Genomic DNA, 13,093 nt, shown 5'->3' on the forward strand with positions numbered 1-13,093 from the left:
ACATCAGCGGTGAGGGCTTTTGTCCAGCTCCCGATCCAGTTTCTGGGACACAAAGCCTGGCCCCCGGGAAAAACCACCCAGCAAATTGTAGGCGACCGGTAGCACAAACAGTGTGAAGACCGTGGCAAACGCCACGCCACAGAAAAGTGTAACCCCCAGTACTTGCCGGGTTTCAGCCCCGGCGCCAAAGGACAGGATCAGGGGCACTGAACCGGCAACGGTGGTAATACTGGTCATCAGGATTGGCCGCAAGCGAACGCGTGCTGCTTCGGTAATGGCGGCCTTCACTGAGGCCCCTCGGTCCCTGGCCTGGTTGGCAAACTCCACGATGAGAATGCCGTTTTTTGCCGCCAGCCCCACCAGCATAATCAGCCCAATCTGGCTGTAGAGGTTGAGTGTATTGCCAGTGGCCCACAGCCCGAGCAGTCCGCCGGCGATGGCCATTGGCACCGTGAGCACAATAATAAAGGGATTGACGTAGCTCTCGAACTGGGCCGCCAGCACCAGGAACATCACGATAACTCCCAGTACGAAGGTGAAATAGGTGGCACTGCCGGAGGCTTTGTAATCCAGAGAGCGGCCTTTGTAATCCACGATGGCGTATTCCGGTAAGTGCTCGTCAACCAGCCTCTCCAGGTATCGCAGTCCCTCGCCCAGCGGGAGCTGGTCTTCAAGGTTGGCATCGATGGTAATGGCGCGATTGCGATTGTAGCGATTGAGGGTTTTGGAATCGGCAAACTCTCTCAATGACACCAGATTGGACAGGGGAATCAGCTGTTCCGAGCGGTCGGAGCGGACGTAAATATTGGTGAGATCCCCCGGGCTGTTTTGCTGGTCGCGCTTGCCTTCAACCATTACATCGTACTCTTCCCCTGTGTCGATATAGGTGGTGATCCGCCGCGAAGCGAGCATGCTTTCCAGTGTGCGGCCGATATTTTGCACCGATACCCCCAGCTCTGCAGCCCGGTCATAATCAATCAATACCTGAACCTGCGGGCTGGTCTCCTTGTAGTCACTATCAAGATCGATGAAGCCAGGGTTATCTTTCTGCAACTCGGCAAACAGGATGTCCCGCCAGGCAGCCAGTTCCTGATAGGTACCCCCGGCAAGCACAAACTGTAGTGGTTTTGCGGTTCGACTGCCGATTCCCTGCCGCATGATCGGATGAATTGTCACCCCCGCCAGATCGGCTGTTTGCAGACGAATTTCCGTCATAATATCCCAGGCAGAGCGTCGGTTATCCCAGTCGCCGAGCACGACTATGACCATCCCGGTATTGAATGCATCCCGGGGAGCGCGAATCAGGATCCGTTCAGCCTCACCCGTTTCCGCCAGCGGCATCAGTCGACGTTCGATCTCTTCCATATACTCTTTGGTATAGGCGTAGCTGGCACCTTCCGGCCCTTTTACCATGATAAAAAAGGCACCGCGATCCTCCTTGGGGGCATATTCATTGGGGATCTGGTTAACCAGCAGGACACAGAGTCCAATGATGGCGATAAAGATTGCGATCACCAGATAGGGTTTTTCAATGGCCGCATCTACCAAATGTCCGTAGCGAGTTTTTAACCGGTTAAAAAAACTGTCGACCTTCCGAACCAGCAGTGTGGGTTTTCCCGTCGGTTTCAGCACCAGTGACGCCAGCACCGGCGAGAGGGTCAATGCCACCAGGCTTGAAAAACACACTGCAGCGCTCATGGTCAGGGCAAATTCGGAAAACAGTCGACCCATGTCGCCTTCGAGAATGGCGATTGGGGCAAATACCGCGATGAGTACCAGCGTCGTGGCAATGACGGCAAAACCCACCTGGCGGGTTCCCCGGTAAGCGGCGACGATGGCGGATTCGCCGTATTCCTCCATTCGCCGATGGATGTTCTCCAGCACGACAATGGCATCATCCACCACCAGCCCGATGGCCAGCACCATGGCAAGCAGGGTCAGCAGGTTGACCGTAAAGCCCATGGCCATCAACACAATAAAAGTCGCAATCAGTGAGACGGGCACTGTTACTGCTGGAACCAACATGGCTCGGGCGCTGCCGAGAAACAGATAGATGATGAAAATCACCAGCGCAATGGCGATAGCCAGTGTTTTGTAAACTTCGTTGATGGCCTTTTCAATAAATACCGAGGTGTCATAACTCTGTTGAATCGACATGCCCTCGGGCAGTGTTTTGTTGAGTCTTTCGGCCTCGGCCTTTGCGGCACGGGAAACTTCCATGGTGTTGGCAGTGGATTGTTTGGTAATGCCCAGCCCGACCATGGTTTCACCATTGCCCCGAAACAGGGTGCGGTATTCCTCGGTTCCCCGCTCCACGGTACCCACATCATGGAGTCGCACCAGATGGCCATTTTCCCCGCGCTGCAACACCAGCTGACTGAAATCCTCTGCGGTCCTGAATACCCGTTCCACACGAACGGTGAATTCCTGATCCACCGATTCGATCTTGCCCGCTGGAAGTTCCACATTTTCAGATCGCAGTGCTGATTCCACATCCGCTGAAGTCAGGTTGTGAGCGGCCAGCTTGATGCGGTCCAGCCAGATACGCATGGCGAAACTCTGACCCCCGCCCACTCTTACCAGTGCTACGCCATCGAGCACTGAAAAACGATCTGTCAGGTAGCGCTCGGCATAATCGGTCAGTTCCGGTATGGAGAGACGGTCACTGGTGAGATTGAGCCACATGATCACATCTTCGTTGGAATCAATTTTCTCCACATCGGGAAGGTCGGCCTCCTCGGGGAGATCCTCGAGAATACGTGAAACCCGATCGCGCACATCATTGGCGGCCGCATCAATGTCACGGGAGAGGTTAAATTCGATATTGATTCTCGATTCACCGTCTGAGCTGTTGGACTCAATAAACTTGATACCTTCCAGGCCGGAGATCCGGTCTTCAATCAGTTGCGTGATACGGGTTTCCACTACGCTGGCGGCGGCGCCGGGGTATTTGGTCTGGATGGAGACAATCGGTGAATCGATATCGGGGTATTCTCGCAGTGGCAGGCGCTCGAAGGCGATTGTGCCGAAAGCCACCAGCAGCAGAGAAATGACCGAGGCAAAAACCGGACGTCTGATACTGATATCGGAGAGAAACACGGTGCTCAGTCCGCCTTGTCTGAGGGTGAGTTCTGCTGTCGGAGCAGCTCGCTCAGGGATTCGTTCCCTCTCTGTTCGGCAACCACATGGACCGCTGTGCCGTCATTGAGGCGCATGGTGCCGTGCGTAACCACCAGTTCTCCGACTTCAATTCCCGACATGACTGCGATAGCGCCAGGGCGGCGGGGTCCGGTGACCAGTTTGCGTTTCACCACCCGGGCGGGTTCGGTCGTGGTATCAACCACAAAGGCAAACTGGTTGAATCCCTCCTGGATCAGAGACTCTTCGGAAATCATGAGCCGCTCCTGTGGCGGTTTTTGTAATACCACGGTGACCAGCATACCGGGTTTCAGCTTGCGCTGTTCGTTGGGCAGCAGGGCTCTGACCATCACTGCGCGGGTAATGGGATCGACTCTCGAGTCGATACTGGCCACTTCGCCTTCTACCTGCTGGTTGTCGAGTTCCGGTGCTTTTGCTGTGATTGTCATGCCGGTACGAAGGCTGCTGAGGAAGATGGCCGGTACGGACATGTCGAGTTTCATAACGCTGTCGTCGTCCAGCGTGGTAATGCTGTCCCCCGGCGTAACCAGCTGGCCGACACTAATCTGTCTCAATCCGAGGACTCCATCAAAAGGGGCCAATATCAGGCGATCCGCCAGACGGGACCGGGTAGCATTGAGCTTTGCTTTGGCCGCTTCAAAGGCCGCTTGCCTTTCATCCAGCAGTGATTCCGTGGACAACTTCGCCGTGACTAGCGATTTAATGCGCCGATATTGCCGCTCGGCTTCCTTGACGGTTGAAAGTGCCTCCTCAAGCTGTGCATGCTCTTCGGCGCTGGTCATCTCCACCAGCACATCGCCCTTACCGACCCGCTGGCCATCATCAAAGTGAATCGCCGTGATCGTTTCTGTGACAGTGGCGGAGAGTGTGACCGCCTCATTGGCTTTCAGGGTGCCGATGGCTTCTATTTTTTCGGAGAATAGCTCGGTGGTCGCAGCCTTGACGAACACGGGAGCCGCTGCCGGGGCAGCGAAAATGCCGAGTGATAAGCTGTATAGGGAAAGGGCAAGAACAATTGCCTTGAAGCGCATGCGGTGATCCTTGATTGCTGCTTGGATATCAGCCGGTCTCCCGGTTGTCCGGTTCCTAAATAAGTGGCTATATTCTGATTGGGAAATATGACAGCTGAGGGAAACCCTGCCAATGGAAACGGGTGGTTTTTCTGGTGATATCTGCGCAGGCGGCAATGTTTTATTTCCCAGAATTTTTATTTACCCGGTAATACGCGCTACAAAGACTCCAGGGATCACTTATATTTCAGCTCCCCAGTCAGCAGAGCGGGGTGTTGTCAGGCAGAATTCGTTATCGTTGCAAGCCTTAAGTGAAGCAGCCCGAATATGTTTAGAGGGGATCGAGTTGTTCCCCCAATATCGCCAGCTGCCGCTTGAGGCGAGCCTCACTGTGTTCACCCAAATGATTAATCCGGTACACGGCGCTCCCTTCGGCCAGCGGCGAGAGATCGATATCATTCAGCTCGGCCAGTTGAAGATCGGTGTGGTCAGCCAGCAGAATTTCGCCCGCTGCGGCTTTATCCAACAGGCTCTGCATTTCGGCAAGGCGCTTGCCGAGTTCACGCTCGCTCAGCAGAATTGAAGGAGAAGCCTGTTGCAGTCCCGGGGACACTGCGGCGGTCAGTTCAACGGTGATGCCCTGTTTGTCCAGTAACTGCGAACTGAGGCGGAGCAGTGCAGCAGCACAATGTATCGCACGGGACAGCTGGTCACTGTCACCCTCGGCAAACTCCAGATAAATATGATAGTCACTTCCCGGCAAACGCGTTGCCCCATAGAGGCGTTCTGCACCTTCGACCAGCTGGTCAAGCTTCACCATCAGTATTTTAAAATGTTCCCGGTTTAGTAGTGCTTCCAAGCGGGGGAGGTTGCGGCAGGCGATCGCAAGGGTTGCCACCGATTGACCGAGTAGTGGGTTCGATGTGGTACCAGGTTTACGCAGAAGGGGTTCTATTCGGTATTCAAGCTGGGCCAGCTCGTCCCCTTTACCGGTTTCGCTGCTTGGTAGTTGTTCAAGTAATGCCATTAATCTGCGTGAGAGGCCGCTGCCAAACCGGAAAGCGGCAAAAACCAGGATGGCGGCCAGTAAAATCCACAGCAACAGTAATATTCGTGTGGCAGTGGTTGTCTGTGCTGCATAATAATCGGGTTGCAGAATGACAGACACAAATCCGATTGTGTTGTCATCAACACTGACGGGGCTTCGATAGCGGCTGGTGTCCATTGAGCGCCGGTCATTGTCGCCGGCTCTGGCAATCAGCTGGTTTTCAATGTCGTACACTGCGGTCTGACTTACGCCAGTAATGTCGAGCATGTCGTCCAGTTCCACTTGCAGGCTCAGGCTGTCCCGATGGATCAGTGGCTCCCGGATCACTTTTGCGAGTTGTCCGGCCAGTATATTTCCCAGGTGGCTTTCCTGTTGTGCAGCCAATGCATTCATCTGCTGGCTATGGGTAAGTCCCAGTGCAAGACCGGTGAGCACTGAAAAAATGAGTGCAGCGAGGGGCATAAGTTTGTCAAAAGATCGTTTGGTGTGGCCCATGCTGGTGACATATCCCTGTGATTGGCTATTGCTCATTCTATCTCATTCGCTGCTCTCCTATAATACTCGCGCCGATAAGGTTGTGATGATCCCCACCAAAAATGGAAGCCACTGTGAGAGAAATTCTACTGATCAATGTTGCCGGAGAAGACAAGCCGGGTATTACCAGCGCTGTCTCCCGGGTACTCGACGAGCACGGCGCGGATATTCTGGATATTGGGCAGGCGGTGATCCACGATAATCTCAATCTTGGCATTCTGGTCATGATTCCCGACGGCCAGCAATCGGCTTTGGTGCAGAAGGAAATTCTCTTCAGCCTTCATGCCATGGATATGCGGGTGCGCTTTCAGCCTATTTCCGAATCGAGTTATGAGCACTGGGTGGAGCAGCAGGGCAAACCACGCCATATTGTCACTCTGCTTGCTCGCCGCGTGGCCGCCCACCACATTGCGAGAGTGACTGCTGTGACCGTAGAGCAGGGGCTGAATATTGATAAAATTACCCGCCTGTCAGGACGAGTGCCACTGGAGCGTATCGAGGCCAATACCAAGGCCTGTGTGGAGTTTTCCCTGCGCGGTATTCCGGTGGATCTGACGGCGTTGCGCGCCTCCCTGTTGGAGTTATCGGCCGAGCTGGATATCGATGTCGCCTATCAGGAAGACAACATTTATCGCCGCAACCGCCGGCTGGTCGTCTTTGATATGGACTCAACTTTGATTGAAGCGGAAGTTATCGATGAGCTGGCCAAGGAGGCGGGAGTCGGCGATGAGGTGGCAGCCATCACCGATGCAGCGATGCGTGGTGAATTGGACTTCAAGGCGAGCTTTGCAGAGCGAATGAAATTACTGCGGGGGCTGGATGAATCAGTGCTGGCGGCGGTGGCTGCACGACTGAAACTAACGGAGGGCGCTGAAAACCTGATGTCTACGCTACGTCTGTTAGGCTATAGAACGGCTATTTTATCCGGGGGCTTTGATTATTTTGCACGGCATATTCAGAAGCAGCTTGGCATTGATTACATTTATGCCAACCATCTTGAGGTTGTTGACGGTCAGGTGACTGGCCGGGTGTGCGGTGAAGTGGTCGATGGCCAGCGCAAGGCACAATTGCTGCGTGAAATTGCTGCTAGTGAAAATATCAGTCTGGAGCAAGTGATTGCCGTTGGGGATGGTGCCAATGATTTGCCGATGCTCAGTATCGCAGGGCTGGGGATCGCCTTTCGGGCGAAACCACTGGTAAAAGCCACCGCCAAGCAGTCAATCTCGAAGCTGGGTCTGGATGGCATACTTTACCTGATGGGCCTGAGTGACCGCGATACACTGCTCTGGCAACACGAGCAATTGCTCTCGAGCTAATTAGTTGTCATCGTCACTGAAATCGTAGTTCATGCGTTGAGACGGCGGCTGCAGGAAGTGACCTTGAATATAGTGAACCCCGCAGGTCCAGAGTATGGGTATCATGTCTGCCCGCTCCACAAAGGGGACAATAATTTGTTCATTTTCGATTTTCAGTGAACTGATCAGACTCTTGAGCTCGGCCAGGCTTTCATCATTCTGGTACGCCTTTTCAATGATGACGCTATCAAACTTGATGTAATTGACCGACAGATTTTGTAGTAGCGTCATTGGTTCAATGGCCAGCCCGAAGTGCGATAACGCGACATCGCCATTGATTTTGCTCAGCTCTTCAATCAGTTCTACAGAGCGGTGGTACTGACGGGCGACATCGATTTCACGCAACTGGAAGATGACGTTTTTGGGGTATAGCCCGGATGCTTTCAGTGCCACTTTCAGCCAGGGGATAAAGCCCTCGTCGGTCAGGGTATGGCTACAGATGTTGATGAAAAGACGTGTGGTTGGAGCAATCTTCAGTTTTTCTGAAAGCGCTTTGAATGACTCCAGAATCACCCAGTGGTCAATGTCTCTGGCCGCATCGGTTTTAAAGACCTTGGCAATAAAGTTGTCTGGCAGCGCTATCTCGTCGGCTTCCGGTTTGGTTTGGATAGAGACTTCGTAAAATTGTTCCTGCTTGCCCTGCAGTGGGATGATGGGTTGGTAGAGCAGCTCGAAGAGCTTGTCTTCCAGCATGGCTCTGGCGGCTTCCTCGACATCTTCCTCGCAGTATTCGGGGCCGATTTCTGATTGATAGAGGTTGGCGCCGTTAGCGAAGTCTCCATTGTTCTTTTGGTGCAGATCGGTGAGAGCAGAGAGGGCTTTCTCTATACAGCCCTCCGCCGTGGCAACGGTTTCACTGATGACTGATGCCCCGATACCCAGGGTCAGGGTAAAGGTTTGTTCACCCAGTTGAAAAATATGCTTGCCTACGGTCTCGCACAGTTGGTTGGCAAACATCAGAGCTGCATCGGTCCCGGTGTTGGGCATGATCATCACCAGCGTATCCTCCTTGAAACGCATGAGACTGACCTCCTGGCTTGATGCATCCCTGATCTTGTCCACCAATTGTGAGACCAGCTCTTCGGTTTTTTGTATGCCGATTTCGGCCAGAATACTGCTGTAGCGATCCAGGGTGATATAGAGCAGGACTGAAGAGCTATGCTTCTGCGCGGCGAGACGAATGGCGTTGTTGATCAACTCGATAACCTTGTCGCGCTGAATATTCATCGCACCCGATGGCTCGGCGCCTTGATCGTCGCCAGCACTCACTTGGCCATCCAGAAACTGCCTGCTTATGACCAGCTCCAGAGCTGGTTCGCCCTGATAATCTACCTTGGCGATTTTGGCCTCGATTGGAATCGGTATTTCGTCGTTGGTGATGCCGGTAAAGCGCAGGGTTTCCAGCGGGATCTCTTCGTCCTTGTCGATGGGCCGGAGATATTCCCTGAGGCGTGCGTGATCCTCCGGTGCAATTGTGTCAATCACCGGGAGGCAAAGCATGCTGTCATTTTCCAGATGACCAAACAGCTGGGCAAAACTGTCATTGGTGAACAGATAAGTCCCTTCCTGAATAATTGCGATGGCATCTACCGAAGAACCCAGCAGTCTTTCGCAACGGTTTTCTGCATCGGCATACCGACGCCTGAACTGACGCAACAAACGTCGTTGTTCAAGGTTGAATAGTGTTCTTGCGACCACCAGCAGTAACTGCTGGTCTTCGTCCATAGGCAGCACATCCGCAGCGCCCAGGCGCAACCCCTCGACAATTTCTGTGACGTTGTACTGCTCAGAAATCAGAATTACGGGGGTGTCAAGGTCAAAACGTCTGATGAGGGAGAAGATGGATTTAATGGGTGTGTTTTCGCCCTGATATTGACCAATAATCATATCCCAGGGCTTTTCCTGCAGCAGTTTTGATAGTACTTCTTCCTGATTGACATGCTTTGACTCAGCACGGTAGTTGGCGTTGCGCAACAAACTGACGATGCGGTTAGCCTCTTCAAAGCTGTCGTGGACCAGTAAAAGCTTCAGGGCGCTGTCTGGGATCATTTAGGCTGGGCTCCTGAATCGTACAGGGTGAGTTTTTGTTAGATTGCCGCATTATAAGGCAATGGAGGCCGGGGAACACGCAGTCAATCCCCGCGCATCGTTTTGCCCCTGAGACTAAAATGCGAGCCGTGCCACATTATCGGCAAAAAAGCCGAGTAAAGCGAAATAGTGGCCGGCATGACTTCAAGTTAATGGCATCTTGCTCGGTGATCCGGGGATTTCCCTTACCAGTTTGGGTACAAGGTAGCCGGGGAGTCTGACCAGCAACTGACTGTGTAATTTGCGAGCTGTTTCATCAGAGACCTCAAAGTGAGCTGCTCCGCTGATTTTATCCAGTTGGTGGAGGTAATAGGGCAGGGTGCCGAACTCAAACAGGCGCTCGGATAACTTCGCCAGGGTGTCGGCGTCATCATTAATTCCGGCCAATAACACGGACTGATTCAGTACCGTGACACCGGCGGCTTTCAGGGCCAGCAAACTTGCCCCAACTGAATCATCCAGCTCATTGGGGTGATTACTATGAATCACCATAGAGGTTTGCAGACGCGTCTCTGTCAGCCATTGCAGGCAGCTATCCGTGATCCGGTCAGGAATGACCACCGGCAGCCGGGTGTGGATTCTCAATCGTTTGACATGCCTGATGTCGGCAATCTGCTCGGTGAGCCATTGCAATTGATTATCACCGGTTACAAGTGGATCGCCGCCACTATAGATAACTTCGCTGATGGAATCGTTTCGGGCAATGTAGTCCAGCGCGTTTTGCCATTCCGGCCGCGCCGGCCTGTTTTCCTGGTAGGGGAAGTGGCGGCGGAAACAATAGCGGCAGTTGACTGCACAGTTTGGGCTGACGACCAGCAGAAGTCGGCCATGGTATTTGTGAATCAATCCTGGCACCGGGTTGGCCTGTTGTTCTGCCAGAGGGTCCTTGCTGTAACCGGGCACAGCCAGCAATTCCTCACTAACCGGCAGGATTTGTCGAAGCAGGGGATCGTTTGGATCACCTTTTCTGATTCGTCTCAAGTAGGCGTGGGGTGCCCGCACCTGAAAATCACTGTGGGCAGCCAGCGCCTCCCGGAGGTAGGTCCCATCCAGTTCCAGATAGTCAAAAAGCTCTTTGGGGTGGCGAATACTGGCCGTCAATTGTTCTTGCCAGCCAGGGCTATCCAAACTCGTCGCAGAACCGGGTATCATAGCGCTCTCTTTTTTCCGGGAAGTTTTACTGAGTGTTGAGGCAATAATGGCTACCTATTCTACCAACGAAATTCGCGCCGGTCTGAAAGTCATGCTGGATGGCGATCCCTGTTCCATTGTGGAGAACGAATTTGTCAAGCCGGGCAAGGGCCAGGCATTTAACCGGGTTCGTTTGCGAAACCTGAAAACGGGCCGGGTCTGGGAGCGGACTTTTCGCTCCAGTGATTCGCTGGAGGCCGCTGATGTGTCGGACCGCGACATGCAGTATCTCTACAATGATGGCGAGCACTATCATTTTATGGAGCCGGATACCTTTGAGCAGTATCAGGCAGATGGTAAAACCCTCGGCGATGCTGTGCAGTGGTTGAGAGAGCAGGATACCGTGATGGTTACCCTGTTCAACGGTCAGCCATTGGCAGTGACACCACCCAATCATGTGGAGCTGGAAATTGTCGAGACAGATCCGGGCCTGAAGGGCGACACTGCCCAGGGGGGCACCAAGCCCGCCAAACTGGTAACCGGTGCTGTGGTCAAAGTGCCGTTATTCCTCAATATTGGCGATGTTGTGCGGGTGGATACTCGCACCGGGGAGTATCTCAGTAGAGCCTGATTGCCCTGTTTTCGGCACGTTTATGAACAGTAAAGGGGTGGCGTCAGTCACCCCTTCTGCTGTTGACGCTGTCGGCTTTGGCAAACAGCAATTGTTGAGGAAGTGGAATGGCTGACTGGCAACCGACGGCGACACTTGAAACGCTGCGCCGCCGTGCTGAGCTGATGGCGGCCATACGCCACTTCTTCAGCTTTCGCGGCATCTGGGAAGTGGATGTGTCGGTATTGGCAAAAACCGGTGTTACGGATCTCAATATCGATTCGATTCCGGCAGAGCTGAATGGTCGGCGCCACTATCTGCAGAGCTCCCCCGAATATCAAATGAAGCGCCTGCTCGCCGCTGGCAGTGGCGGTATTTATTATTTGGGGAAGGCCTTCCGTGATGATGAGTCTGGTCGGCGTCACAGCCCGGAGTTCACACTCCTCGAGTGGTATCGGCCCGGTTGGGATGAGCACGACCTGATTGACGAGGTGTCCTCATTGTTGCGTGAGCTGGGGATAGTGACTGAACCCGTCAAGATGTCCTACCGTGAAATTTTTCAGCAGAGCATCGGGCTGGATCCTCATACAGCACCCTTGGAGGTTCTTCAGCAGAAAGCGACAGTACTTTCGGGGAGTGACTTTACTGCGGTCAGTCGAAACAGCTGCCTCGATCTACTGTTCAGTCTTGGTGTCGAGCCCACACTCCCCGATGGACTGGTGTTTGTTTATGACTATCCTTTGTGTCAGGCCGCTCTGGCCTGTAGTGGCAGGGATGCCTCAGGTGTTCCCGTGGCGCGACGCTTTGAGGCTTTTCTGAACAGGATGGAGTTGGCCAACGGTTACTATGAGCTGACAGATGCTGTAGAGCAGCGCTCCCGTTTTGAATCAGATCTGGCTTTGCGGGCAGCGGCCGGAAAGCCAGCCATGCCGGTTGATCATCAACTTCTGGCTGCTATGAAATCGGGGTTGCCTGCATGCGCCGGAGTTGCTCTCGGTGTCGACCGTCTGTTGATGCAGTTGCTCTCACTGGCGGATATTCGTCAGGTTCTCCCATTTGCTATGCGGTGTGACGTAAATGATTGAAACGCTATCGCCAGCGATTTTTCTGATGGGGCCAACGGCCACCGGTAAAACGGATCTGGCCATCGCATTGCGGGAGCACTTCCCTGTGGAGTTGATCAGTGTGGACTCTGCGCTGATCTACCGGGGTATGGATATTGGCTCTGCCAAACCTCCAGCAGATCAATTGGAGGCCGCACCACACCGCCTGATTGATATCCTGGATCCGTCTGAGGCTTACTCGGCGGCTGAGTTTGCACGGGATGCCCGCCAGGCCATGGCGGAGATCGGTGCTGCGGGACGCATTCCCTTGCTGGTGGGTGGCACCATGTTGTACTTCAAAGCGCTACTCGACGGGTTGGGGAATATGCCGCCTGCAGCCCCCGCCATTCGTGCCGAGATTGAAGATGAGGCCGCTCAGCGAGGCTGGCCTTTTATGCACGAGTTGTTGGCAGCCGTAGATCCTGAAACAGCAAAACTGCTGCACCCCAATCATTCTCGCCGCATTCAGCGGGCACTGGAAGTGTATCGCACTACCGGTAAAACCCTCTCACAATTCAAACGCGAGCAGGCCAGCGCAGGCAGTGAGATCGATCCCATTACCCGGCAGTACCAGTTGATTCAGATTGGGCTTTTCCCCCATTGCCGGGCGCTGCTTCATCGGCGTATTGCCCAGCGATTTGAGAAAATGCTGGCGCAGGGGTTTGAAGAAGAAGTCAGAGAGCTGTACCGGCGTGGTGACCTGCATCCCGACCTGCCTTCAATGCGTGCTGTGGGCTACCGGCAGATGTGGCAATACCTGTCTGGAGAGATCGATTATCCCACCATGGTAAACATGGCCCAGGCGGCGACTCGTCAATTAGCCAAGCGACAACTGACCTGGCTGCGCAGCTGGCCGGCATTGGAGCAGGTTTTTATTGATTCAGAAGCCGGGGAACCTGAGAAGATGCCATCTTTGCTTTCGGGGTGCTTGAAAATCCTTGAAAAGAGACCCATATACAAAAAGCAAGACCGATAGTATGATGAATCCCCTTTAGTATGGACGCTGGTTTCGCCGAGTATATTTTATTTTAAGTCTTTGTTTTTCGGCGTTTTTT

Annotated in this window: 9 protein-coding genes; 4 read left to right on the forward strand and 5 right to left on the reverse strand. The window is 53.8% G+C overall.

Features of this window, described 5'->3' with window-relative positions:
• Positions 1-3: 3 nt before the first annotated feature.
• From AACZ64_RS01150 to AACZ64_RS01160, 3 genes are all read right to left on the reverse strand, one after another.
• On the reverse strand, positions 4-3,099 hold the full coding sequence (locus AACZ64_RS01150; RefSeq protein WP_293613857.1) for an efflux RND transporter permease subunit: 3,096 nt from the start codon (positions 3,097-3,099) through the stop codon (positions 4-6).
• A 5-nt stretch (positions 3,100-3,104) separates the two neighbouring features.
• Positions 3,105-4,190, reverse strand: a complete 1,086-nt coding sequence (locus AACZ64_RS01155) for an efflux RND transporter periplasmic adaptor subunit (RefSeq protein ID WP_293613856.1) — start codon at positions 4,188-4,190, stop codon at positions 3,105-3,107.
• Positions 4,191-4,500: 310 nt separating this feature from the next.
• Positions 4,501-5,748 carry a hypothetical protein gene (locus AACZ64_RS01160; protein ID WP_293613855.1) on the reverse strand — a complete coding sequence of 416 codons (1,248 nt, stop codon included), beginning with the start codon at positions 5,746-5,748 and terminating at the stop codon, positions 4,501-4,503.
• Between the two features lie 77 nt (positions 5,749-5,825).
• Here AACZ64_RS01160 and serB point away from each other — a divergent pair, with 77 nt between their 5' ends.
• Positions 5,826-7,067, forward strand: a complete 1,242-nt coding sequence (gene serB, locus AACZ64_RS01165; RefSeq protein WP_293613854.1) for a phosphoserine phosphatase SerB — start codon at positions 5,826-5,828, stop codon at positions 7,065-7,067.
• On the opposite strand, the gene AACZ64_RS01170 is transcribed toward serB, so the two are convergent.
• Both AACZ64_RS01170 and epmB read right to left on the reverse strand, forming a co-directional pair.
• The gene (locus AACZ64_RS01170; protein ID WP_293613853.1) at positions 7,068-9,155 is read right to left on the reverse strand and encodes an EAL domain-containing protein; all 2,088 of its coding nucleotides are present in this window, start codon (positions 9,153-9,155) and stop codon (positions 7,068-7,070) included.
• Between the two features lie 183 nt (positions 9,156-9,338).
• The gene (gene epmB / locus AACZ64_RS01175) at positions 9,339-10,346 is read right to left on the reverse strand and encodes an EF-P beta-lysylation protein EpmB (RefSeq protein WP_339639603.1); all 1,008 of its coding nucleotides are present in this window, start codon (positions 10,344-10,346) and stop codon (positions 9,339-9,341) included.
• 46 nt (positions 10,347-10,392) lie between these two features.
• Here epmB and efp point away from each other — a divergent pair, with 46 nt between their 5' ends.
• The 3 genes from efp to miaA all read left to right on the forward strand — a co-directional run bounded on the left by efp (position 10,393) and on the right by miaA (position 13,014).
• Positions 10,393-10,956 carry an elongation factor P gene (gene efp / locus AACZ64_RS01180; protein ID WP_036858418.1) on the forward strand — a complete coding sequence of 188 codons (564 nt, stop codon included), beginning with the start codon at positions 10,393-10,395 and terminating at the stop codon, positions 10,954-10,956.
• Between the two features lie 107 nt (positions 10,957-11,063).
• The gene (gene epmA, locus AACZ64_RS01185; protein WP_339639604.1) at positions 11,064-12,020 is read left to right on the forward strand and encodes an EF-P lysine aminoacylase EpmA; all 957 of its coding nucleotides are present in this window, start codon (positions 11,064-11,066) and stop codon (positions 12,018-12,020) included.
• Complete coding sequence (gene miaA / locus AACZ64_RS01190) at positions 12,013-13,014, forward strand: tRNA (adenosine(37)-N6)-dimethylallyltransferase MiaA (protein WP_339639605.1); 1,002 nt, start codon at positions 12,013-12,015, stop codon at positions 13,012-13,014. The genes epmA and miaA overlap by 8 nt, the downstream gene beginning before the upstream one ends.
• The last annotated feature ends 79 nt before the right edge of the window (positions 13,015-13,093 follow it).

Source organism: uncultured Porticoccus sp. (assembly GCF_963975625.1).
In the GTDB taxonomy this organism is placed as follows: Bacteria; Pseudomonadota; Gammaproteobacteria; order Pseudomonadales; family Porticoccaceae; genus Porticoccus.

Bases quoted from the DNA above. Each gene is read 5' to 3' on its own strand.
- miaA (WP_339639605.1), top strand. From the start codon at position 12,013: ATGATTGAAACGCTATCGCCAGCGATTTTTCTGATGGGGCCAACGGCC.
- AACZ64_RS01160 (WP_293613855.1), bottom strand. From the start codon at position 5,748: ATGAGCAATAGCCAATCACAGGGATATGTCACCAGCATGGGCCACACC.
- epmA (WP_339639604.1), top strand. From the start codon at position 11,064: ATGGCTGACTGGCAACCGACGGCGACACTTGAAACGCTGCGCCGCCGT.
- AACZ64_RS01170 (WP_293613853.1), bottom strand. From the start codon at position 9,155: ATGATCCCAGACAGCGCCCTGAAGCTTTTACTGGTCCACGACAGCTTT.
- efp (WP_036858418.1), top strand. From the start codon at position 10,393: ATGGCTACCTATTCTACCAACGAAATTCGCGCCGGTCTGAAAGTCATG.
- AACZ64_RS01155 (WP_293613856.1), bottom strand. From the start codon at position 4,190: ATGCGCTTCAAGGCAATTGTTCTTGCCCTTTCCCTATACAGCTTATCA.
- epmB (WP_339639603.1), bottom strand. From the start codon at position 10,346: ATGATACCCGGTTCTGCGACGAGTTTGGATAGCCCTGGCTGGCAAGAA.